At 69.3% G+C, this 22,891-nt stretch carries 19 protein-coding genes; 12 read left to right on the forward strand and 7 right to left on the reverse strand.

Going from position 1 to position 22,891, the window contains the following annotated elements:
- Window positions 1-85: 85 nt before the first annotated feature.
- Together DNK54_RS13865 and DNK54_RS13870 are read left to right on the forward strand one after the other, a co-directional pair.
- Complete coding sequence (locus DNK54_RS13865) at window positions 86-2,224, forward strand: RecQ family ATP-dependent DNA helicase (RefSeq protein WP_110207600.1); 2,139 nt, start codon at window positions 86-88, stop codon at window positions 2,222-2,224.
- A 129-nt stretch (window positions 2,225-2,353) separates the two neighbouring features.
- Window positions 2,354-3,091, forward strand: a complete 738-nt coding sequence (locus DNK54_RS13870; protein ID WP_162602465.1) for an apolipoprotein A1/A4/E family protein — start codon at window positions 2,354-2,356, stop codon at window positions 3,089-3,091.
- Between the two features lie 69 nt (window positions 3,092-3,160).
- Here DNK54_RS13870 and DNK54_RS13875 read toward each other — a convergent pair whose 3' ends face one another.
- Window positions 3,161-4,741, reverse strand: coding sequence for a DHA2 family efflux MFS transporter permease subunit (locus tag DNK54_RS13875; RefSeq protein WP_239460099.1), 1,581 nt, complete (start codon window positions 4,739-4,741; stop codon window positions 3,161-3,163).
- A gap of 104 nt (window positions 4,742-4,845) precedes the next feature.
- On the opposite strand from DNK54_RS13875, the gene DNK54_RS13880 reads away from it, so the two are divergent.
- On the forward strand, window positions 4,846-6,672 hold the full coding sequence (locus tag DNK54_RS13880; RefSeq protein WP_204164608.1) for an alpha/beta fold hydrolase: 1,827 nt from the start codon (window positions 4,846-4,848) through the stop codon (window positions 6,670-6,672).
- Here DNK54_RS13880 and kstD read toward each other — a convergent pair.
- Window positions 6,650-8,317, reverse strand: coding sequence for a 3-oxosteroid 1-dehydrogenase (gene kstD / locus DNK54_RS13885; protein WP_110207603.1), 1,668 nt, complete (start codon window positions 8,315-8,317; stop codon window positions 6,650-6,652). The genes DNK54_RS13880 and kstD overlap by 23 nt on opposite strands.
- An 87-nt stretch (window positions 8,318-8,404) precedes the next feature.
- Here kstD and DNK54_RS13890 point away from each other — a divergent pair, with 87 nt between their 5' ends.
- Window positions 8,405-8,980: a TetR/AcrR family transcriptional regulator gene (locus DNK54_RS13890; RefSeq protein WP_110207604.1), complete on the forward strand. Its 576-nt coding sequence runs from the start codon at window positions 8,405-8,407 to the stop codon at window positions 8,978-8,980.
- Between the two features lie 25 nt (window positions 8,981-9,005).
- Window positions 9,006-10,028 carry a hypothetical protein gene (locus DNK54_RS13895; RefSeq protein WP_110207605.1) on the forward strand — a complete coding sequence of 341 codons (1,023 nt, stop codon included), beginning with the start codon at window positions 9,006-9,008 and terminating at the stop codon, window positions 10,026-10,028.
- Here DNK54_RS13895 and DNK54_RS13900 read toward each other — a convergent pair.
- Window positions 10,002-10,490 carry a glutathione peroxidase gene (locus tag DNK54_RS13900; protein WP_110207606.1) on the reverse strand — a complete coding sequence of 163 codons (489 nt, stop codon included), beginning with the start codon at window positions 10,488-10,490 and terminating at the stop codon, window positions 10,002-10,004. The two genes, DNK54_RS13895 and DNK54_RS13900, sit on opposite strands and share 27 nt — an antisense overlap.
- A gap of 100 nt (window positions 10,491-10,590) precedes the next feature.
- Here DNK54_RS13900 and DNK54_RS13905 point away from each other — a divergent pair, with 100 nt between their 5' ends.
- From DNK54_RS13905 to DNK54_RS13920, 4 genes are all read left to right on the forward strand, one after another.
- On the forward strand, window positions 10,591-13,296 hold the full coding sequence (locus DNK54_RS13905) for a DEAD/DEAH box helicase (protein ID WP_110207607.1): 2,706 nt from the start codon (window positions 10,591-10,593) through the stop codon (window positions 13,294-13,296).
- Window positions 13,293-13,973 (forward strand): SWIM zinc finger family protein, encoded by a 681-nt coding sequence (locus tag DNK54_RS13910; RefSeq protein WP_110207608.1) that lies wholly within the window; start codon window positions 13,293-13,295, stop codon window positions 13,971-13,973. The genes DNK54_RS13905 and DNK54_RS13910 overlap by 4 nt, the downstream gene beginning before the upstream one ends.
- A complete protein-coding gene (locus DNK54_RS13915) occupies window positions 13,970-14,704 on the forward strand; it encodes an SAM-dependent methyltransferase (protein WP_110207609.1) in 735 nt (244 codons plus the stop codon). The genes DNK54_RS13910 and DNK54_RS13915 overlap by 4 nt, the downstream gene beginning before the upstream one ends.
- A 90-nt stretch (window positions 14,705-14,794) precedes the next feature.
- Window positions 14,795-15,661 carry a bile acid:sodium symporter family protein gene (locus DNK54_RS13920; protein WP_110207610.1) on the forward strand — a complete coding sequence of 289 codons (867 nt, stop codon included), beginning with the start codon at window positions 14,795-14,797 and terminating at the stop codon, window positions 15,659-15,661.
- On the opposite strand, the gene DNK54_RS13925 is transcribed toward DNK54_RS13920, so the two are convergent.
- Both DNK54_RS13925 and DNK54_RS13930 read right to left on the reverse strand, forming a co-directional pair.
- The gene (locus DNK54_RS13925; protein WP_110207611.1) at window positions 15,645-17,267 is read right to left on the reverse strand and encodes a hypothetical protein; all 1,623 of its coding nucleotides are present in this window, start codon (window positions 17,265-17,267) and stop codon (window positions 15,645-15,647) included. The two genes, DNK54_RS13920 and DNK54_RS13925, sit on opposite strands and share 17 nt — an antisense overlap.
- Window positions 17,268-17,347: 80 nt before the next feature.
- Complete coding sequence (locus DNK54_RS13930) at window positions 17,348-18,463, reverse strand: PucR family transcriptional regulator (RefSeq protein ID WP_162602466.1); 1,116 nt, start codon at window positions 18,461-18,463, stop codon at window positions 17,348-17,350.
- Window positions 18,464-18,567: 104 nt separating this feature from the next.
- Here DNK54_RS13930 and DNK54_RS13935 point away from each other — a divergent pair, with 104 nt between their 5' ends.
- Window positions 18,568-19,227 (forward strand): hypothetical protein, encoded by a 660-nt coding sequence (locus tag DNK54_RS13935; protein WP_110207613.1) that lies wholly within the window; start codon window positions 18,568-18,570, stop codon window positions 19,225-19,227.
- Between the two features lie 27 nt (window positions 19,228-19,254).
- On the opposite strand, the gene DNK54_RS13940 is transcribed toward DNK54_RS13935, so the two are convergent.
- Window positions 19,255-19,809: an SACE_7040 family transcriptional regulator gene (locus DNK54_RS13940; protein WP_110207614.1), complete on the reverse strand. Its 555-nt coding sequence runs from the start codon at window positions 19,807-19,809 to the stop codon at window positions 19,255-19,257.
- A 36-nt stretch (window positions 19,810-19,845) separates the two neighbouring features.
- Window positions 19,846-20,490: a TetR/AcrR family transcriptional regulator gene (locus DNK54_RS13945; RefSeq protein ID WP_110207615.1), complete on the reverse strand. Its 645-nt coding sequence runs from the start codon at window positions 20,488-20,490 to the stop codon at window positions 19,846-19,848.
- A 125-nt stretch (window positions 20,491-20,615) separates the two neighbouring features.
- On the opposite strand from DNK54_RS13945, the gene DNK54_RS13950 reads away from it, so the two are divergent.
- Entirely contained in the window at window positions 20,616-21,278 is a 663-nt protein-coding gene (locus tag DNK54_RS13950; protein ID WP_110207616.1) for a hypothetical protein, read from the forward strand.
- Window positions 21,279-21,290: 12 nt separating this feature from the next.
- Window positions 21,291-22,886, forward strand: coding sequence for a carboxyl transferase domain-containing protein (locus tag DNK54_RS13955; RefSeq protein WP_420846382.1), 1,596 nt, complete (start codon window positions 21,291-21,293; stop codon window positions 22,884-22,886).
- The last annotated feature ends 5 nt before the right edge of the window (window positions 22,887-22,891 follow it).

Genomic DNA, 22,891 nt, shown 5'->3' on the forward strand with positions numbered 1-22,891 from the left:
CACGGCCGTCGGGTGACCGCGCGAAGTGCTAACCCTAGGAGATGCAGGCGACCCTGCGTCGGCACCGCCTGATAGACACGACATCATGCAGAGCACCCCGGCAACCGAAGTGATGCGCGACGAGGCGGAGCGCCATCTGCGCGCGTTGGTCGGTCGCGACGATGCCCGGCTCCGCGACGACCAGTGGGCGGCGATCGAGGCGTTGGCGGTGCACCGCCGCCGAGCCCTGGTCGTGCAGCGCACCGGTTGGGGCAAGTCGGCTGTCTACTTCGTCGCCACTGCTCTGCTGCGAGCGAGCGGGTCCGGCCCGACCGTGATCATCTCGCCACTCCTGGCGTTGATGCGCAACCAGATCGCCGCCGCCGAGCGTGCCGGGATCCGTGCGGTGACCATCAACTCCACCAACCTCGGCGCTTGGGAAGAGATCCACGCTCAGATCGCGGAGGGGAGTGTCGACGTACTGCTGGTGAGCCCGGAGCGGCTCAACAACCCCGGCTTTCGTGACGAGGTGATGCCACGATTGGCGGCCACCACTGGTCTGTTGGTGGTCGACGAGGCGCACTGCATCTCTGATTGGGGTCACGACTTCCGGCCCGACTACCGGCGGATCCGGACCTTGCTCGGGGAGCTGCGGGAGGGGATTCCGGTGCTGGCCACCACCGCGACCGCCAACGAACGCGTGACTCGAGATGTCGCCGAGCAGCTCGGTTCCGACCGTGACGAGCAGGTCCTCGTGCAACGCGGCTCGCTCGACCGGGAGTCGCTGCGTCTGGGGGTCATGCGGCTGAAGACCGCGGAGCAGCGCCTCGCCTGGCTCGCCGACCACCTCGGTGAGTTGCCCGGCTCCGGGATCATCTACTGCCTGACGGTTGCAGCCACGCAGGAGGTGTCCGACCATCTTCGGGCCGCGGGCCACGATGTGGCGGCCTATTCGGGTCAGACCGATGCGGAGGAGCGCGGTCGACTGGAACAGGCGCTGGCCGCCGGCACGGTGAAGGCGCTGGTCGCGACGTCGGCGCTGGGCATGGGGTTCGACGCGACCCTCGGGTTCGTGATCAACCTGGGCGCGCCGCCGAGCCCTGTCGCCTACTACCAGCAAGTCGGTCGCGCCGGTCGTGGCACGGATGACGCCACGGTGGTGCTGCTGCCGGCGACCGAGGACCGCGACATCTGGGCTTACTTCGCCTCGCTGGCCTTCCCTTCCGAGGCGCTCGTCCGGCAGACCCTCGAGGTTCTCTCTGCCAGCGATCGCCCGCTGAGTACGCCGGCCCTCGAGACCGAGGTCGAGCTGACCCGCAATCGCCTCGAGACGATGCTCAAGGTGCTCGACGTCGACGGCGCCGTACGTCGCGTTTCCGGTGGTTGGGTCGCCACCGGGGAGCCGTGGGTCCACGACGCTGAGCGCTATGCGCGGGTCGACGAGGCGCGACGTCGCGAGCAGCAGGCAATGCTCGACTACCTGGATACCGTCGAGTGCCGGATGGCCTACCTACGCGCGCAACTCGACGACCAGGACGCCTCGCCCTGCGGACGGTGCGACAACTGCGGTGGTCTGAGTCTCTCCCGCGAGGTCTCCGAAAGCTCATTGCACGGCGCAAGAGACTTGCTCAGCAGGCCTGGTGTGGTCATCGAGCCACGCAAGATGTGGCCCACGGGGATGGAGCGGATGGGCCCTGACTTTGCGAGCGGGTTCAAGGGGCGCATTCCCGGTGCCGCCGATCCCGGGCGCGCGATCGCGCGGCTTACGGATCTGGGTCACGGGCAGGCGTTGCGAGAGCTCTTCCGCGGTGAGGCAGGTGGCGAGGTGCGCGACGAAGAGATCCCCGCTCCGCTTGCGGGAGCCGCAGTCGAGGTTCTCAGCGACTGGGCGCCGCAGGTCGACTGCATCGCCTACGTGGAGTCAGCCCGTCGACCGCGACTGACCCGATCCCTGGTCGAAGGCGTCTCCCGATCGCTCGGGCTGCCGATCGTGGCGCGGTGGTCGATCGTCGAGCCAGGGATCGAGCCGGGTCGGGGCGCCATGAACTCGGCGCAGCGGGTCGCCGCGGTTGTCCGCCGCGGCAGGCTGGACCTGGCGCCAGCCTTCGGGGAGCTCACCGGGCCGCGGGTGCTGCTCATCGACGATCAAGTGGTCACCGGCTGGACGCTCACCGTCATCGCTCAGGAGCTCATCGCCGCTGGCGCCGGCTCTGTCTCGCCTCTGGCCCTGGCGGTGCAGGCCTAGGGAGCCCGATCTGGCGCGGACCGCTGGTGGCGACTGCTCGTTATCCACAGGCTCTGATGACCGGTTCCCTGGCGACCGCCGTCGATGGCATCCTCTGGGGAACTGGCGCACAATGAAGTGGTGGTCTCGGTGAACGATCCTCAGGTCTGGACGCTGATCGGCGTCTTCAGCGCGGTGATGTTCTCCGTGGCGGGTCTGCTCATGCGCTCGAACCGACAGTTGGTCGACGTGCTGCGAGCGGAGGTGTCGACCCTTGCTGCGGGTCTGGATGCGCGGATCGATCGGGTGGAGGTGTCGCTGGGTGCTCGGATCGATCAGGTCGAGGTGTCGCTGGGTGCGCGGATGGACCGTCTGGAGGATCGCGTAGACCAAGTGGTGGTCTCGTTGGGTGCTCGGATCGATCGGGTGGAGGTGTCGTTGGGTGCTCGGATCGATCAGGTCGAGGTGTCGCTGGGTGCGCGGATGGTCCGTCTGGAGGATCGCGTAGACCAAGTGGTGGTCTCGTTGGGTGCTCGGATCGATCGGGTGGAGGTGTCGTTGGGTGCGCGGATCGATCAGGTCGAGGTGTCGTTGGGTGCGCGGATCGATCAGGTGGAGGCGTCGCTCGGTGCGCGGATCGATCAGGTCGAGGCGTCGCTCGGTGCGCGGATCGATCAGGTCGAGGCGTCGCTCGGTGCGCGGATCGACCGCGTGGAGGAGTCGCTGACGGCACGCGTCGACCGGGTTGAGCTGAAGGCCGACGAACGGCATGCACATCTGGTCGAGGTGATGGAGATCAGGTTCGACTCCGTCGATCATCGACTCGGTTCGGTCGAAGAGGACCTGCGGATCGTCAAGGCGCACCTGCTGCGTCATCCGGCAGCCTGACCGTGGACCGACAACGCAGAAGCCCTCCCGCCGTTGTAGGGCTGCGGGAGGGCTTCGACGTGCTGAAGGTCAGTGCGTGAGCACCGGCGGCTGCTGAGTATCGGTCGGTGCCGACTTGCCTCGGGGCAGGAAGAACGCCGGGATCAAGACACTGGCGGTGAGGATGGTTGCCACCAGGAAGACGCCGGAGAAGTTGCCAGCCAGGTCGGCAGGAAGCGAGGCAAGCGCCGTCGGCACCTGCTCGGGGGTGAGGTTGAAGTCCTTCAGGACCTCAGCCAGCTTGCTCTTGTCCTCGCCTGCGATGAAGGCGATGGCCGTGGACGCGTGCTCCTTGTTGGCGTTGGTGAAGAGCACGGAGAAGAGCGCGGTTCCGGCGGAGGCCGCTACCTGCTGGATGATGTTCATGAGTGTTGAACCGCGGGCGATGTCGTGCTCCTTGAGCGTGCGCAACGCTGCGCTCATGATCGGCATCATCGTGGCACCCATGCCGAGTCCCATGATGAAGAGGGCTCCTAGCAGGTAGGGGTAGCCGGTGTTCTCGTCGAGCATGGCAAACATGCCGAGGCCGAGCACGATCACGAGGACGCCGGGGATGACCACCTTGCCGGGGCCGATCTTGTCTGCCAGGACGCCGGCGATCGGCATGGTGATCATGGCGCCCAGGCCCTGCGGCGCCAGCAGGAGGCCCGCCTTGAGAGCCGTCTCGCCGTGCAAGGTCTGGAAGAACATCGGGAAGAGCAGGCTCGCGCCGAAGAAGGCACCGGCGAAGAGGGACATCGCGATGACTGCCACGGTGAGCTGACGGTTCTTGAAGAGCCGCAGCTCGACGAGCGGGTGGATGTTGCGCTTGTTGAGCGCCCACGGCACGAACGCCGCGATCAGCGCCAAGCCGATGAACGCCGGCGCGAGCACCTTGACCGCCCACACGGTGCCGGTCTCCGGAACGGAGGAGACGCCGTACAGGAACGCGGCGAGACCGGGGGAGAGCAGCAGCATGCCCAGCCAGTCGAAGCTCTCGGAAGGCTCGACGACGTCCGCCGGAAGTACCTTCCATGCGTAGACCAGACCGACCAGGCCGATGGGCAGGTTGATCAGGAAGATCCAGTGCCACGACGCGGCGTCGATCAGCCAGCCGCCGATGATCGGGCCACAGATCGGTCCGAGCAGCATCGGGATGCCGAGCACGGCCATGACGCGACCGACCCGCTCCGGGCCTGCGGCCCGGGTCAGGATGGTCATGCCGAGCGGCATCAGCATGCCGCCGCCGAGGCCCTGGAGCACCCGGAAGAGGACGAGCATCTCCAACGACGTGGCCATCGCACAGAGCGCGGAGCCGGCAGTGAAGAGGACGATCGCCAGGAGATAGAGGCGCTTGGTGCCGAATCGGTCGGCGGCCCAACCGGTGAGGGGGATGACCGATGCGAGCGCGAGCGTGTAGCCCGTCATCGTCCAGGCGACCTGAGCGGTGGTGGCCTCGAACGTGGTCTCGAAGGTCTTGAGTGCGACCGAGACGACCGTGATGTCGAGGATCGACATGATCGAGCCGAGCACGACCACGCCCGCCACGATCAGGACGGCTCGGTCGAGCTTGTCATCGGCGCCCGGGGTCGGCCGGAGTTCGCCGGATTCTTCGTGGATGCTTGTAGACACCAGTAGAGGGTACGGAGTCGGGCATCATGGGCGCATCGGAAAAAGTGCGTGTGCTACGTCACCACCCGCCGTCACTGTCGGCGGCACTGGTCGTTGGGTAGTGCATGTTCCGTATGCGCACCGTCGCCTGGCTCGCTTCCACGGCCTTGGCGGCCACTACGTTCGTCGCGCTTCCCGCCGCGGGAGAGGGGCCTGACGGGTCGAGTCCCGCTGTCGCCAAGGCTGCCCGCTACACGAAGCAGACACTGCACTTCAAGGTGCGTGTCGGTGCCCCGGGAACGGAGAAGACCTGCGACATCGTCGGTGACCTCTACCTCCCGAAGGGCGCGAGCAGCAAGAAGCGGGTGCCGGCGGTGCTCGCCACCAACGGCTTCGGCGGCTCCAAGGACGACCAGGCGAAGTGGGCACCGCTCCTGACGGGCCGCGGCTACGCGTTGCTCTCCTACTCCGGCCTCGGCTTCGGCGGCTCGACCTGCCAAGTGACCCTCGACGACGTCGAGCACGACGGTCGCGCTGCCAGCCAGTTGGTCTCGTACCTCGGTGGGGCAAAGGGCATCGCCTATCGCGACGCGAAGCACACCCAGCCGGCACCGCGTTTGAAGGTGGTCGCTCGGGACCGCCGTGACCAGACGGGCCGACGCTCTCGGAACGACCCCAAGGTCGGGATGCTCGGCGGGTCGTACGGCGGCGCTGTCCAGTTCGCCGCTGCTTCGATCGACCACCGCATCGATGCCATCGTGCCGATGATCACGTGGAACGACCTCAGCTACTCGCTGGGGCCCAACAACACCGGCCAACGTGGAGTCAGCAGCCGGGAGGCCGGCGCGGTCAAGCTCTTCTGGGGCCTCGGGTTCTCCGGACTAGGCATGGTGCAAGGGCTGTTGAACGCCCCCGACGACCCAGGCCGGCTGCTGCCCTGCCCCAACTTCACCGCGATCGTCTGCCCGGCCCTGGTCACCGGCGCGGTCTTGGGCACCTTCCTGCCCACCTCGGTCAACCAGCTCCGTGCGATCTCACCGGTCTCCCACGTCGCCAAGATCCGTACGCCGACGCTGCTGATGCAGGGCCAGTACGACACCTTGTTCAACCTCAACGAGTCGCTCGCCAACTACCGGATCCTGCGTAAGCAGGGCACGCCGGTGAAGCTGGTGTGGCAGCGCTGGGGCCACTCCGGCGACCCGGCGCCCGGCGAGATGGGTGCGGTGCTGAGCGTCAAGCGGGACTACTCCGTGGCTCGTACCGTCGCCTGGCTGGACCGGTACGTGAAGGGTCGCAAGGTCGACACCGGCCCGCGGTTCGCGTGGTTCCGTGACTGGGTGCGCTACAGCGGCAACGCCAAGCCGGCCTACGCCACCTCGAAGCGCGTTGCGGTGGGCAAGGCTCAGCAGTGGCATCTCTCCGGCAAGGAGCTGGTGCGCTCGCGGGCCGCCGTCCGTTCCGGGACGCAGATGATGACCACGCCGGTCGCCGGCCTGCCCACCTCGTTCGATCAGCTCGACATGGTGAGCTACATCGGCAACATGCCGGCGGCGCTGCCCGAGATCGACCTGCCAGGCACTGCGGTCTCCTGGCGGAGCCCGGTGCTCGCCCAGCACGTCACCGTCGTGGGCACACCGAAGCTCGACCTCCGCGTCGACGCGCCCCTGTCGTTGCCCGGGCAGCTGGTGCTGTTCGCGAAGCTGTACGACGTCGCGCCGTCTGGCAAGGCGACGCTGTTGCGCAACCTGATCGCCCCGGTCCGGATCGCCGACGCGAAGCGTCCGATCGCGATCACGATGCCGGGGCTGGTGCACCGCTTCGCGAAGGGGCACCGGATCGAGCTGAGGGTGACCGGTGGCTCGACCAACTACCGGGGCAACCTGCTGCCGCAGCCGGTGACGATCAGCACCGGCGGCAGCGGCCAGACCCTCACCCTGCCGGTGGTGCGCTGACGGCGGCCGCGCAGTCCAGGGCAGCCAGGTAGCCGAAGACCATCGCGGGGCCGATCGTTGCCCCCGGCCCCGCATAGGTATGACCCATCACTGCCGCGCTGGTGTTGCCGGCCGCGTACAGGCCGGGGATCACCGCGCCGTGCGGGTCGAGCGCGCGGGCGCGGGCGTCCGTCAGCACCCCGCCCTTGGTGCCGAGGTCGGCCGGCACCATCCGAGCCGCGTAGAAGGGTCCCCGCGCCAGGGGGGCCAGGCTGGGGTTGGGGCGGTTGGTGAGGTCTCCGTAGTAGTGGTCGTAGGCCGACTCGCCCCGGTGGAAGTCCGCGTCTACCCCGGCCCGGGCGAAGCCGTTGAAGCGCTCGACCGTCGTCGTCAGGCCGTCCTCGGGCACGCCGATCGCCGCCGCGAGCTCGGGCACCGTGGCGGCCTTGGTGATGGCGCCTGAGGCGAGCCACTTCTTGGGCAGCGGGGCGCCGCCGGTGATGCCGGCGAAGAGGTAGCGCTTGCGGTAGGTCTGGTCGAAGACCAGCCAGCAGGGCAGGTTCTCGGCCGGGCCGTCGCCAGCGCCGTACTCACCGCCGAACATGCGATGGGTCGCTTCGACATAGGGGAGCGACTCGTTCATGAACCGCTCGCCGCGTTCGTTGACGATGATGCCGCCCGGCAGCGAGCGCTCGGCCAGTGCGAACCAGGGTCCTCGGGGCAGGGGGATCGACGGTGCCCACCAGGCGTCGTCCATCAATGCGGTGTCGGCGCCGATGGCCGTCGCGGCGAGGATGCCGTCTCCGGTGTTGGTGGGGACGCCGAGGGAGAGCTCCGGGCCGGCGGGCTCGCGCTGGTGCAGGGCGCGCAGGTCGGCGTTGTGATCGAAGCCGCCACACGCGAGGACGACGCCCCGTCGGGCACGGAGCACTCCCGCGGAGGTGCGCACGCCGACGACGCGACCGTCTTCGACGAGCAGCCCAGTCATGGCGACGCCGAGCCGCAGCGGAATGCCGAGGTCGCGGACTCCGATCATCAGCTGCGCGCAGAGTGCTTGGCCGAGCCCGATGATCCGGCGGCCGCGGAGCCGAGCGGCGAGCGTACGCATGCCGACCTTCAGCATGTGCCAGGGGCCGCGCCAGTGGCGGAGTCCGGTCGAGAGCCAGCGGTAGTCGGCCTGCTTGACCACCACGTTCATGGGGGCCTTCGTATAGAACGGCTCCAGGGTCTCGGCGAGCTCGCCCAAGCGGTGAGCGTCGAAGACCGTGGGCTCGCACGAGCGCCCGGCGGGCCGCCCGCCCGGTTGCTCAGGGTGGTAGTCGGCGTACCCGCGGACCCAGGCCAGGTCGAGTGCCGAGTGCCGGGTGAGGAAGCGCAGCGCCTCCGGTCCGCGTTCCACATAGGCGTCCAGCCGCCCCGGATCGACCCCGTCGACGATCGCGTCCAGGTAGCGACGAGCCTCTCCGGGCTGCTCGTCGGGGGCGGGCTTGAGGAAGTCGTTGCCGGGCACCCAGACGCCACCGCCGGAGCGGGCCGTAGTGCCGCCCCAGCGATGCGACTTCTCCAGGATCACGACCTCCAGCCCGGAGGCGGCGGCGGTGATGGCGGCAGACAGGCCGGCCGCGCCGGAGCCGACCACGACGACGTCCACGGTCTCCTCGGACATGACACCTCCAGGGGATGAGAGTGAGTGGCAATATGGGAGTTACTACCAGTTTGCGAGTGACTCCGCAACCTGTGGCAGGCTGGGCGCATGTCGGTGCGTGAACGCAACAAGGCCCGGGTGCGACAGGAGATCTTGGACGCCGCCTGGCGACTCTTCGCGGATCGCGGCTACGCGGCGGTCACCACCGAGGAGATCGCGTCAGCCGCCGGTGTCTCGACCAGCACCTACTTCCGCTACGTGCCGACCAAGGAGGACCTGCTCCTCGCGCCGGTGCTCGACAGTGCGACCCAGTTGGTCGCACTCTTCGCCGAGCAGCCCGACGGGCTCGGCGGCGTTCGCGCGCTCGCCGCCACCATCCACGACCGGACTGCGCAGATCCGGGACCGGGACCTGCGGCGTTGGCGCTCGGCGATGCGCACCGCGCCGGAGGTCATCGATCGCGTCACCTTGATCGGCGAGGCTCAGCGCGCGGCGCTGACCCGAGAGATGGCGCGTCGGCTGGGCGAGCCCGAGGACGCCCTGCGCCCCGCGCTTGTGGTCGACCTCTTGGTCACCGCCGCCGCCTTCGCCTACCGCAGATGGCTGGCTGGTTCCAGAGAGTCCACTCTGGTCGACACCATCGACGCCGCGCTCGGCGAAACCATCGATGGTCCCTGGCGCTGAGTGCGTCCGCCGTTAACCTGCGGCCATGGACACCTATCCCGCCGTACGTCGTCCCTCGCTGGAAGCGGTGATCGTCACCTTCGCCGTGACCGCACTGTTGACCGCGGTCAGCATCTCCGCACTGTGGGCACGTGCCGACGGCGACCTCGATGGGAGTGTCTACCTGCTCGGCGTGGCTGCGACCGTCGCCTTGGCCGGCGGTGCGCTCGGAGCCTGGCGGCTGGTCGGTGACCCAGAGCTTCGCGCGACGCTGATGAGCTGGCCCGGCGCGGCCGGTGCGGTATCGGTCGGCGTCATGGTCGGTGTCGCGATGGACGATGCCGAGGGCACCGCCTACGTGGTCGGCGCATTGATCCTGGGGCTGAGTGTGCTCGGCCACCTGATGGTGGCTCGTCCCGCCTTCGTCACGAGTGGCCTGGTCGGCCTCCTGGTCCTGTGGGGTCAGGGCGTGAGCGACCTCTTCGACCTCTCCGACGACCCGGAGACGCTGGGCGACAACGCCGGGATGATCCTCGGCTTCGCGCTGCTGGTGATCACCGTCGTCGTGACGCTGCTGGGGCGGCGCTTCCTGCCGTCGGGCGACTTCGCCGGTGTGCTGATGGGTGCCGTCGCGGTGATCGGCTATCTGCTCATCGTCGCCGGGGTCGGGGTGATCGGCTTCTTCATGAGCCTGTTCGCGGACTTCGAGTCGATCGACGAGGACGGTGGTGGTGCCGCCCCCGACGCCAACGTCTACGACAACGACCTCTGGGTGCTGCTGGTCTGCGCGGTGGCGTTGATGCTCTTCTGGCTCGCGCTCCACTGGTGGGGTGGCCATGACGGCTACCGCGTGCTCGGCCTCGCCCTGGCGCCGACGCTCGTGCCGCTCATCGCGTTCGTGCTGGGTGCCGAGCACCCCTCGTTCTGGATCGCGGTCGCGGCGGTGTTGGGCGTCGCCGCACTCGCCGCCGCGTTCGCCTCCGCCCTCGGCCTGCTCCGTCCCGCAGCGTCCGCTGGTCAGCTCCCGCCGTCCGCCCCCGGGTCAGGCGGTCAGGGACTGCAAGGCTGAGACGATCCGCTCGTCCTCCGGCTCCACCTGGGGCGAGAAACGGGCGATCGGCGTTCCGTCGGCTGCGACCAGGAACTTCTCGAAGTTCCAGGCGATGTCACCGGCTTCGCCCGACTCGTTCGGGGTGCCGACCAGCTCCGCGTAGACCGGGTGCCGGCCCTCGCCGTTCACCTCGATCTTCTCCGACAACGGGAAGGTGACGCCGTACGTCGCGGAGCAGAACTCGGCGATCTCCTCGGCGCTGCCCGGCTCCTGGCCCATGAACTGGTTGCAGGGGATTCCGACGACGGTGAAGGCGTCGCCACCGTACTCCTCCTGCAGTCGCTCGAGGCCGGCGTACTGCGGAGTGAGGCCGCACTTCGAGGCGACGTTGACCAGCAGCGCCGGTCGGCCGCCGGTCAGATCGGCCAGGGTGCCCGGCGTGCCGTCAAGGCGGGCGAGGGGCTGCTCGAGGATGCTCATGGCGCCAGCGTAGGGGGCGGCCCCGAAACGATGAACGGGAACCAATCGTCGGTGCCGAGCGTTAGCGTCAGGTCTGTCCCTACCCGACGAGAGGCACCGCTTGAGCTTCGTCCCCGTTCTCGGTCCCGCCACCTTCCATCCGCAGAGCCCGCCCCGCCTCAGCGAGGTCGAGTTCACCGGCGCTGAACGTACGGTGCAGCTGGGGATGCGTGCGGCGCTCCCGGTGCTGAGCCGGGCGCGTGCCGACGACGATGCTCACGAGAGCGTGCGCCTGCTGGCCGGCGCCGCGCTGCTGGCGATGCAGGTGGTGGCGGCCGGCGGCCTCGCGCCCGGTGACGACGTCTGGCAGCCCGTGCTGTCGGCACGTGACGAAGACCGGGTGCGCTCGCTGGCGACCGCGCGAGCCGGCGACCTGGGTGTGGCCGAGGCAGAACAGTTGGTGCGTGGGGTGCTGGCGGCGGTGGTGGACTCCCTGCCCCAGGCGCGCCCCACTGCTCCTCGGGCAAGGGCGGAGCCGGCAAAACGCCGGTCCGGCGACTTCACCCGGCGCTTGCAGTCCCGCCTCGATCGGCACACGTCGGCCCTCGACCGGCCGCACCTGGTCAGGATCGCACTCCGCGTCGAGGCGCCGGAGGAGGAGCTCGTCGCGGGTGCGGTCACGCTCGTCCTGCAGGTCCACGACGCGCAGAACCCCCTGCACGTCACGGATGCAGCGGTCCTTTTCACCGAGGACGGCGAGGTGCACGGCTTCGGAGACCGCGCCCGCGTGCACACCGGCGTGGCCCTGCGTGAGGCAGCCGCAGCCTGGCCGCCGCTGGAGCGCTTCTCCGAGCTGCGGGTCCCCGACCGCATCACGCTCGACACCGACGAGATTCTGGACTTCCTCGACCATGGCGTGACGGCGCTGACCGATCGCGGTGTCGACGTGCACTGGCCTCGATCTCTCAACCGGGACGTCACCTCGCGCGCGGTGCTGCGCCCCGGCAAGGAGGACCTCCTCAATGACGGGCTCTTCGGGCCCGAGTCGCTCTTCTCCTTCAACTGGCAGCTGGCGCTGCACGGCGAGACGCTGACCGATGCAGAGATGGAGATCCTCGCGGCGGCGGCGACGCCGCTGGTCAAGCTCCGCGATCAGTGGGTGGTGGTCGACTCCGCGACCCTGAAGCGGGCTCGCAAGCGGATGATCCGCACGGTCAAGCCAAGTCAGGCGCTGGCGGCGACCCTGACCGGCGTGGTGCAGGTCGACGAGACCGACACCGAGGTCGTCGTCGGTGCGAGCCTGGAGCGGGTGCGCGAGCGGCTCCGCGGCGCCGCCGTACGGGATCCGCTGCCGCCACCTCCGTCCTTGGCGGCCGAGCTGCGGGACTACCAGCGCCAGGGAGTCACCTGGCTGGCCGAGCTGACCAGCATGGGACTCGGGGCCTGCTTGGCCGATGACATGGGCCTCGGCAAGACGATCACGCTCATTGCGCTCCATCTGCACCGCCACGCGGCCGGCGTCGGCGGGCCGACCCTGGTGGTCTGCCCGGCCAGCCTTCTGGGCAACTGGGAGGCGGAGATCCGGCGCTTCGCCCCCGGCACCGAGGTACGCCGCTTCCACGGCCCCGGTCGCACGCTGGAGGGCGTGCGTGACGGCTTCGTGCTCACCACCTATCAGACGATGCGGGCCGACGCGGAGTCACTGGCGAAGGTGCCTTGGGACCTGGTCGTCGCCGACGAGGCGCAGCACGTCAAGAACGCGCAGTCGAGCACCGCGCGGTCGCTGCGCAAGGTACCGAGCCGGGCCCGGGTGGCGCTCACCGGCACCCCGGTGGAGAACAACCTGACCGAGCTGTGGGCGATCCTGGACTGGGCGACCCCTGGCCTGTTGGGCAGCCGTCAGGCGTTCCGCAAGGTATGGGCGGCGCCGATCGAGGCGGGCGTCGACCCCGCCGTCAACCGCCGGTTCGCCGACCTGGTGCAGCCGTTCCTGCTGCGGCGCCGCAAGAGTGATCCCGGGATCGCCCCGGAGCTGCCTCCCAAGACCGAGACCGACCACCTGCTCTCGCTCGGCCGGGAGCAGGTGGTGCTCTACGAGACGTTGGTGCGCACCTCGATGGAGAAGATCGCCGAGGCCGACGAAGAGGCGCGCCGCGGCCTCGTGCTCGCCCTGCTCACCGGCCTGAAACAGATCTGCAACCACCCTGCTCACTACCTCAAGCAGGCCGATCCGCGGATGCGCGGCCGCTCGGAGAAGGTGGAGCTCCTCGACGAGCTGGTCGAGGTGGTGCTGCGCGAGGACGGCGCGGTGCTCGTCTTCACGCAGTACGTCGCGATGGCCCGGCTGCTCGAACGCCATCTGACCGCCGCCGGGGTGCCGGTGCAGCTGCTGCACGGCGGCACCCCGGTGCCCGAACGCGAGCGGATGGTGGAGCGGTTCCAGTCGGGCGAGGTGCCGGTCTTCCTGCTGTCGTTGAAGGCAGGGGGCACCGGGCTCAACCTGACCCGGGCCGACCATGTCGTCCACTTCGATCGGTGGTGGAACCCGGCGGTCGAGGACCAGGCCACCGATCGTGCCTACCGGATCGGTCAGACCAAGCCGGTGCAGGTGCACCGGTTGGTCACCCAGGGCACGGTCGAGGAACGGATCGCCGAGCTGCTGCAGCGCAAGCGCGCACTGGCCGACTCGGTGCTGGGTCGCGGCGAGGCCGCGCTGACCGAACTCTCCGATGCGGAGCTGATGGACCTGGTGCAGCTGCGCCGCGACGACGCCCGTCGCTACGGCGAAGACCGGACCACCGATGACCGCGCGGTGGGCGGCCGATGAGCGGCGCCGTCACCCACCCGCGCTTCGCCGTCCGCCGGGGCGGGTCCCGCTCCACGACCTGGTGGGGGAAGGCATGGGTGCGCGCGGTCGAGGAGGCGGCGTACGGCGAGGCGGACCTGAAGCGTGGTCGGCAGCTGGCCCGCACCGGTGCCGTGGGTGGGATCGCGGTCGCCTCGGGTTCTGCCTTCGCCGCCGTGGTGGAAGGGGACGAGGCCTGGACGACCACCGTCGCCATCCCGGTGCTGGACCCCGTTGGGGTCCAGGCCCTGGTCGAGGTCGTCGCGGCGGAGTCCGGTCGCATCGCGGCGTTGGTCGCGGGAGAGCTGCCCCACACCCTCGTCGAGCATGCCGAGGAGGCGGGCGTCGAACTGCTGCCGTACGGCGGTGAGATCGAGGCGCACTGCAACTGCGAGCATTGGGTGGCTCCCTGCCCCCACGCGCTCGCGGTGCTCGCGCAGATCGCCTGGCTGATCGACACCGACCCTTTCGTCCTACTGGCCTTGCGAGGCTTGGCCCGCGACGAGCTCCTGGCGCGGCTCCACGCGACGACGACGGCCGCGGAACCGGTCGAGGATGCTGACGTGGAGGCCGACCTGGACACTGCGGAAGAGGCGGTGCGGCGGATGCGTGCGGCCTTGGCCGAGCTCGACGGTCCCCGTGCGACGATCGCGCCATGACTGATCTGGCCGAGGTGTTCTGGCGTGCCCACGCTGGCCTGCCCCGCGAGGCTCCGGGATCCGAGACGACGACGGAGCTGCTGCTCCGTCTTGCTGGAGATCTCCCCGAGCATCCACGTGTGCTGGACGTCGGTTGCGGCACCGGTCCGGCCACTCTCGTGTTGGCGGGCGTCACCGCCGGCAGGGTCACGGCGGTCGACCTCCATGAGCCCTTCCTGGAGGTGCTGACCACGAGGGCAGAGGCGACCGGTCTCGCTGACCGGGTGACCACGCTGGTCGCACCGATGGAGGCGCTGCCCTTCGCCCCCGGTTCGTTCGATCTGATCTGGGCGGAGGGGTCGGCGTACGTCATGGGGTTCGACGCGGCGCTGGCCGCGTGGCGTCCCCTGTTGGCGCCGGGCGCGGTTCTGGTGCTGACCGAGGCGGAGTGGCTCACGCCCGATCCGGCCCCGGGCGCTCGGGACTTCTGGGAGCCGGGCTACCCCGCGATGCGCACCACCGCCGGCAACGTCGAGGCCGCGCAACGGGCCGGGTGGACCGTCATGGCGACCTACGTGCTGCCGGAGACGGACTGGGAGGCCTACTACGGCCCGCTCGCGGCCCGCATCGAGGCGCTCCGCGCCGACGGTGTCTCCGACGAACTGCTCGATCAGGTCGGCGAGGAGATCGAGGTGCGGGCGCGGTACGGCGCCGACTACGGCTACACCGGCTACGTGCTGAAGCCGCGTTGACCTGCCGAACCTGCTGACGTGGAGCCCAGCGACGGGTAGTGTCCGCGGGCAAGAGTCCCGGTGTGGGGGCCTCGAGCAGCGGGTGAGCCGATGAACGACTCAGCACTGATCACCGTGGGGCTTCCGATCGCCCTTGCCATCATCATGTTCGGCCTCGGGCTCTCGCTCACGATCGGCGACTTCGCTCGGGTGGCGCGCTCGCCGAAGGCGGTCGTGGTCGCGCTGGTCATCCAGGTGCTGGTGCTTCCGGTGGTGGCCTTCGGGTTGGTGACGGCCTTCGACCTCGACCCGCTGCTGGCGGTCGGCGTGATGCTGCTGGCAGCGTCGCCGGGCGGGACCACGGCCAACCTGTTCAGCCACCTCTTCCGCGGCGACGTGGCTCTCAACGTCAGCCTTACCGCGATCAACTCGGTCCTTGCAGCGTTCACGATCCCGCTGATCACCAACTTCGCGATCGACCACTTCGACGCCGATGGCGAGCTCGGATTGCAGTTCGGCAAGGTCGTGCAGGTGATTGCCATCGTGCTGGTGCCCGTGGTCATCGGCATGCTGGTACGCCGCCGCTCCCTCGACTTCGCCACCCGAGCGGACCGTCCGGTGCGGGTCTTCTCGATCGTGGTGCTGGTGGTCGTCGCGGTCGGCGCGCTGCTCGGCGAGCGTGAGCACATCGGCGGCTACCTGCGCGACGTCGGCGTGGTGACGGGGCTGTTCTGTCTGATCAGCCTCTCCGTGGGCTACGTCGGCGCCCGGCTGTTGAGGCTCGGTCAGCCCCAGGCCGTCGCTTGCTCCATGGAGATCGGCATCCACAACACGACGATCGCTCTGACGATCGCCCTGAGCGTCCTCGACAGCACCGAGGTCGCGGTGCCCAGCGCGGTCTACTCGGTGCTGATGTATCTGCTCGCAACCGCTTTCGGCTTCGCGATCACCCGACGCTCACTCACCGCCGATAGCTGAGCGTCCAGCGCTGGTTGCGGAACGCCAGCTGCTTGGTGGTCGCGTCCAGCGGTGCGTCGACGAAGCGACCGGAGCCGAGCGCGGTGACGAAGGCGACGACCCGTGGGTCTTTCGAGGAGCGCAGCGCCGGGGGCACCTCCAGCGCCCCGTTGAACATCCGCGGCACATCGTCCAAGCCGCGGGCGCGACGTAGTTGTCGGATGTTGTCGGTGGTGTGCAGCCGGAGCCGGATCGTGGGGCCGCTGTGCAGCTTGACGACGACCTTCGCGGGTGAGCAGTAGGTGGTGAAGTTGCGGACCGTCACGGTGGCGCCGTCGATCGTGCCGGCGTACCTGCGGTTCTCGGAGCGGGCCAGCCCGACCCGAGAGCTGGTACGCCGGGGGTTGTCCAAGCGCTTGCCGACCAGTCGACCGCCGGTGGCGGTGAAGCGCCACCGTGGGGCGCGAATGTCCTTGTGCCAGTAGCCGACCTTGCCGTTGCGGCGGCCCTCGACGCGCAGCTCGCGGTGGGTCGATCCGGCGCCGACCTTGTGGATCGAGATGCGGTCGGTGACGGTCTCTGGGATCTTCGGCTGGCGGATCCATGCCGGGGAGGGCAGCTGGATCTTGGGGTTCGCGACGCCGCGCCGGTCGTCGTAGGAGTAGCTGAAGAAGATCGGGTCGGCACCTGCGATGTCGAAGTCGTAGAGGCGGGTGAAGAGGTCGCCGTGGCGGCCGATCAGGAAGAGGGTGGAGCCGCTTGCCGACATTCCGGCGGCGCGGAACCGGCCCCGGTGCGGCGTGCAGACCTCGTAGCTGGAGTCGGCCGGGAGCCAGGGGTCGAGGTAGGTGACCCGGCGGCCGCGATGGCTCAGCGTCCAGATGTGCGACACCTTGCCGGCGCCGACCTGGTGGGCGTTGCCGGCATCATCGGTCCAGGTCTTGTCCTCCACCTGGGAGAGCACCGACCAGGTCCAGTCCTGGACGCCGCGGGGCAGCTTCCAGCCGGGGCCGGTCCACAGCGGCGGCCCCCAGCGCAGCGACCAGTTGAAGAAGCCGGGGGACTTGAGGGCGCCGTCCATGCCGTAGATCCAGCGGTCGCGGTCGATGGCGATCAATTCGTCGTCGTCCACCGAGATCCCGGCGATCTTGCCCGCGAAGCAGCGGTCGACCTTGAGCTTGGCCCAGGGTTCCTTGATGCCCGTCACCGCGGTGTTGGACTTGTACCAGATCGTGCCCCGGTGGAGCGCGAACTGGTAGCGCCGGTTGAAGGTCTGGGTGGTGCTGCGGAAGATCACCTGGGTCGGCAGTGCCTGCGGCGCGGTGCTCGCGTCTCCAGCGTTGAGCGGGTTGCCGCGGTCGGTGCCCTTGCGGCCCGGCTCGCCGGGGAGCTCCGGCAGCCCGATGGTGCCGCCCGCAAGGGTCGGGCAGCGGAGCATGTCGGCCCGGTTGTCGAGCAGGCCCTGCAGCTCGCCGAGGAAGAGCTGGGTCAGGTCGCGCGGGTCGATCCCGCCCTCGGCGTGTGCCGGCGTGGGGGCGAGGGACGCCGCGCTGGCGGTGAGCGCACACGCCACCAGCGCGGTCAGCGCGGCGCGGATGCGGTGGTGACGTCGCGAACTGCCTGCCATGGGTGCTCCCTCCTGCTCCTGCGAACTCGTCCATTCAACGAGGAGGGGAGACGAGCGACGGTGGGGATCCCCACAAGTTCTCAACGGAGGAGTTGGAGAGCTGCCCACACCTCGGCGCGGTGGTGAGGCGATCTCCAGTCGCCTAGCAGTCGGTCGGCGCGTGCCAGCCGGTTGCGCACCGTGTTGGCATGGACGCCGAGCGCGATGGCGGTCGGTTCCACGTGGCCCTCCTGCTCCAACCAGCACCACAAGGTCGCTGCAAGAGCATGCCGGGGCTCACGGGTCAGGGGTGCCGCCCAACGTTCCACGAGTCGGGAGGCCAACGCCGGATCTTCGTGGAGCGGCACCAGCAACCCGAGCTCCGGCAGCCCGACCGCTCCCTGCCGATCGAAGCGGAGGCCGACCCGCAGTGCCCGTCGAGCATCGCGCAACGCCGTCGAGAGCCCGGCCAGGTCGGGTGCCCGGGCGACCCCTGCGACGAGCTCACTCGGCACCCGCGGCGCGTGCCGCGTCAGGCCGACGTACGACGTCACGAGGTCTTCGACGCGGGGCGCCGACCAGAGGGCGCCGGGGTTCGCCAGGCGCAGGGTGGCCCCGGCGCCGGAGCGCGGGTCGGCGGGCTCCTGGCCGGCGATGGCCCACCACGGCACGCTCGGGTCGAGACCGAGGTCGAGTGCGGTGGAGTGTGCCTGGACCTCCGCCCCGGTCTCCAGCGCTGTGATCAGCTGATGGTGGCGCGGGTCAGGTCCGCGGTCGTCGGACGCGGCGTTCCGCAGGCCCTCGACTGCCCACACCGCCATCTGCTCGGCCCAGGAGCGCGCCCGCCGCGTCGCATCGAGCAGATCGGCCGTCGTGAGTCCGGCCGCGGCGGCGTGCTCCATCACCTCGTGCTCGACCTCGCGAGCACCGAGGAGCACGGCGGCGACCAGATCCTCTGCGGCGATCCCCGCCCGGGCGCCCTGGGCACCGGTGCCGAGGGCGGCGATACGGTCAGTCTCACCGGGCTCGCCGAAGGGGTTGCCGTGCGCGGCACGCTCCAGGATCCGGGTCATCCCGATCCACACCTCGCTCGACGGCGTCTGCGCGTAGCTGGGCACGGTCGCGGTGACCACGCGGGTCACCCGCTGCACGAGCCTGTCGTGCTCCGCCCACATCGCGTCGAGGTGGGGTCGCATCCGCTGCTCGATCGACGTCACCGGACGGTTGTAGCCCAACCGTGGAGAATCCCACAAGGATCGGCAAGGGGATCTGTTCCAGATCCCACGTCCGAGGCCGCGGGGCGGACTTAGGTTCCTTGGCTGTGACCACCCCGACCATGACCACGCTTGCGATGACCGATGCCTCCCGTGAGGCGTTCTCGATGCTCCGCGACCCCAGCAACCTGCACTGGTACGTCGTCACGTTCTTCGGGATCGTCATGTACGTCTACGCCACCGAGGTGGAGCGCAAGCGGTGGGACATCATCGCGGCCGGCCTCGCGTTCTTCCTGATGGACGTCTTCAACGAGCTGATCAACTCCGCCTGGTTCCACGCGAGTGGGCGGGCGCCACTTTGGACGATCACCGGCGACACCGCCTATCTGATCCTGATCGGCTGGACGATCGAGATCGTCTTCCTCTTCCTGATCTCGGGGATCGAGTTCGTGAAGTTCCTGCCGTCCGACAAGTCGCTGCGAATCTTCGGCGTACCGAACCGGTGGGTCTTCATCACCTGGTGGTCGTGTGTCTGCGTCTTCGTCGAGGTGCTGCTGCACCGCGCGGGGATCTTCCACTGGTCGTGGTGGTTCTGGGACGAGCCGTTCCTGCTGCCGATCGTCGTCTTCGGCTACGGCACGTTCTTCTGGATTGCCGCGACCGTCTTCGACATGCACTCGCATCGGCGCCGCTATGCCGTGGTCGGCGCGATGGCAGCAGTCGACCTGGTGCTCGCGATCGGGTTGGGATTCGCCGGCTGGCTGTAGCAGTGGCAGGCGCACGCGGGCCGGGCGCTAGGGGGTGTCGAGCCCCAGCGCCCGCCACGACATCGCCTCGAGCATTCCGCGCAGCTGCTTCGCGGGAACCAGGCTGGAGTGCGGGGTCGAGTTGAGCAGTCCGAAGTTGGCGTGTGCCATGGCGCGAGCCCGGGCCAGGGTGAGATCGGGGTCCAGTGCGCGAAGCTGCTCGGCCCACAGGTCGACGTACTCGCGCTGCAGGGTCCGTACCTTCTCGCGTGCCTCGGCGGGGAGCGACTCCCAGTCGCGTTCCTGCACGACGATGAGGGCGCGGTGGTTGATCGCGAAGTCGATGTGCCAGGAGACCAGGGCAGCGAGGGCGCCGCGTGGATCGGGATTCGCCTCGACCCGGTGCCGTCCCTCGCCGAGCAGCTCCTCGCTGATGCCGACGAGCATCGCCGCGAGCACGGCGTCCTTGGCCGGGAAGTGCTTGTAGAGGGCCGGGCCGCTGATCCCGCAGGCGGCGCCGATCTCGCTCACGGAGACGCCGTGGAAGCCGCGGGCTGCGAACAGCTCCGCGGCGGTCGCGAGGATCTGTTCACGGCGGGACACGACCGTCAGCCTAAACGGAGCGTGGCTGCGAGGCGGTCAGCGGAGTCCGAGCGTCGACACCTGCCGACGAAGCAACGCGGCGAAGAGGTGGTCGGCCGGATCGGCGGTGCCGACCAGATGACCGGCGAGTTCGAGGGAGACGGCACCGATCAGGGCGCCCAGCTCGGTGAGGACGGCTGCGGCGCCCGAGGGCTCGACGTCGTCGGCGAGATCGAGCAGCACGTCCATCTGGGCTCGCAGTGCGGGTGCTCCGAAGCCAGGGACGGCTTGCGTGGCACCTGCTGCCACGAAGGGCGCGGCCACTGCGGCTGCGGCCGGCACGGTCTCAGGTGGGGCGACGTACCCGGGGAGCGGGGTGCCGTAGATCAGTTGGAACTCGTGGGGGTTGGCCAGTGCCCAGGCGCGGAGCGCTTCGCCCAGGGCGGTCCACCGCGTGGCCCGGGTACGGCGGCCCTCAGCTGCCTTCGTCAGGGTCGCGGCGAGGTTCCCGTAGCTCTCCACCACCATCGCGGTCAGGAGCGCCTCTCGAGTCGGGAAGTAGCGGTAGATGGCCGAGGAGACCATGCCGACCTCGCGAGCGACGGCGCGCATGGAGAGCCCGCTGCCGTGCTCGGCGATCTCGGTGCGCGCCGCGGCAAGGATCGCCGCCACGTTGCTGGCGCGGGTCTCGGCTCGGGACATCGGCACTCCTCCTCAGGTCATCACACCTAGTCTGCCACAACAGAGAGCACTGCTCTTGAAATGGGTGGCATCCGTATGGCACTCTGGCGAAAACGAGAGCACTGCTCTCTTATGAAGGAGGGTTCGTGGAGAGTCGAGAGATTGATCGCCGCCTTGCCGGCGCGTTGCTGGGAAGCGGACTGCTGATGGCGGCCTATCTGCTGCTCCGGCCCTATGGCGACGCCGAGGGTCTGAATGCTGACGCTGCCGACGCGTTCGCCTCGTCGTGGTGGGTGGTGGCCCACGTGTGTGGCGCGGTTGCGTTGACGTTGCTGGTCGTAACTGCGCGCCGGGTGTCGGTGCTGGCGGCCGGTCGCGCAGGTGCGGTTGCGCGTCTGGCTGGCACGTGGGGCTTGGCTCTCGTGCTGCCCTACTGCGGAGCCGAGACGTTCGGGCTGCATGCGGTCGGCTCCGCGGCTCAGTCCGATCCCGTGCTGATCGAGATCGCGGACGACGTGCGCAACCAGCCGGTCGCGATCACCCTCTTCGGGGTCGGCCTGCTGTTGCTGGCGAGCGCCGCGGTAGCGCTCGCCCTGGCCTGGCGGTCGACAGGTGCGCGGTCGAGGGCGGCCGGGCTCTACGGGCTGCTCTTCGCCCTGGTCCTGCCGCAGTTCTTCCTGCCGCCGGCCGGCCGTATGGCCTTCGGTGTCGCATGTGCGGTGGCGGCCTCGGCCTGGGTGGTCGAGCTGCTTCGCGGGGCCCGGGTGGAACCTGGGGTTGCGTCACGCGGATCGGTTAGCAATCATTAACCCATGAGCGAGATGAGGGAGCTGGTCGGCGACCTACGCACGCGACTCAGGCGAGCCCATGAGGGCGGGTCCGAGTCGGCGCGGCGCAAGCACACCGACCGCGGCAAGCTGTTGGTCCGTGCTCGGGTGGAGCACCTGCTCGATCCTGGCAGCCCCTTCCTGGAGTTCAGCGCCCTCGCCGCCACCGGGATGTACGGCGCTCCCGATGCCAGCGGCACCAGCGATCCGGTGCCCAGTGCGGGCATCGTGACCGGCATGGGCATGGTCAGCGGACGGCTCTGCGTGGTGATCGCGAACGACGCCACCGTGAAGGGCGGCACCTACTACCCGATCACGGTCAAGAAGCACCTGCGGGCGCAGGAGATCGCCCGGGCAAACCGACTCCCGGTGATCTCGCTGGTCGACTCCGGCGGCGCCTTCCTGCCGATGCAGGACGACGTCTTCCCCGACAAGGAGCACTTCGGCCGGATCTTCTTCAACCAGGCCAACATGAGCGCCGAGCAGATCCCCCAGCTGGCCGCTGTCATGGGCTCCTGCACGGCGGGTGGTGCCTACGTGCCGGCGATGTCGGACGAGACCGTCATCGTCAAGGAGCAGGGCACGATCTTCCTCGGTGGACCGCCGCTGGTGAAGGCCGCGACCGGTGAGGTCGTCACGGCCGAGGAGCTCGGTGGTGGCGACGTACATGCCCGGACCTCCGGCGTCGTCGACCACCTCGCCGTCGACGACCTGCATGCACTGGCGATCCTGCGCGAGATCATGGAGACGGTGCCGGGTCTCGACAGGCTCGACCACCGGGGAAGCAGGCTCGACCACCGGGGACCCGCATCGGAGATCGAGGAGCCGGCCGAGGATCCCGAGGGCCTCTATGACGTGGTGCCGACCGACACACGCACGCCGTACGACGTCCGCGAGGTGATTCGGCGGATCGTCGACGGCAGCCGGTTCGCCGAGTTCAAGCAGCTCTACGCCGAGACTCTGGTCTGCGGGTTCGCGAAGATCTGGGGTCATCAGGTCGGGATCGTGGCCAACAACGGGATCCTCTTCGGTGAGTCTGCCCGCAAGGGCGCGCACTTCATCGAGCTGTGCAACCAGCGCGGCATCCCGCTGGTCTTCCTGCAGAACATCACCGGCTTCATGGTCGGCCGCGAGTACGAGAACGGCGGCATCGCTCGCGACGGCGCCAAGCTCGTCACGGCGGTCGCCTGTTCGGTGGTGCCGAAGTTCACCGTCGTCATCGGCGGTTCGTTCGGAGCAGGCAACTACGGCATGTGTGGTCGCGCCTACGACCCGCGGTTCCTGTGGATGTGGCCCAATGCCCGGATCTCGGTCATGGGCGGCGAGCAGGCAGCCACGGTGCTCGCGACAGTGAAGCGCGACGGCATCGAGGCGCGTGGTGAGCAATGGTCGGTCGAGGACGAGGAGACCTTCAAGGCCCCGATCCGCGATCAGTACGAGGCGCAGGGCTCGCCCTACTACTCCACCGCGCGGCTCTGGGACGACGGGGTGATCGACCCGGTCGACACCCGACGTGTGCTCGGCATGGGCCTGATGGCCGCGGCCCACGCACCGGTGCCAGCCCCCTCCTACGGCGTCTTCAGGATGTGAGAACG

Source organism: Nocardioides daejeonensis (assembly GCF_003194585.1).
GTDB classification, from domain to species: domain Bacteria; phylum Actinomycetota; class Actinomycetes; order Propionibacteriales; family Nocardioidaceae; genus Nocardioides; species Nocardioides daejeonensis.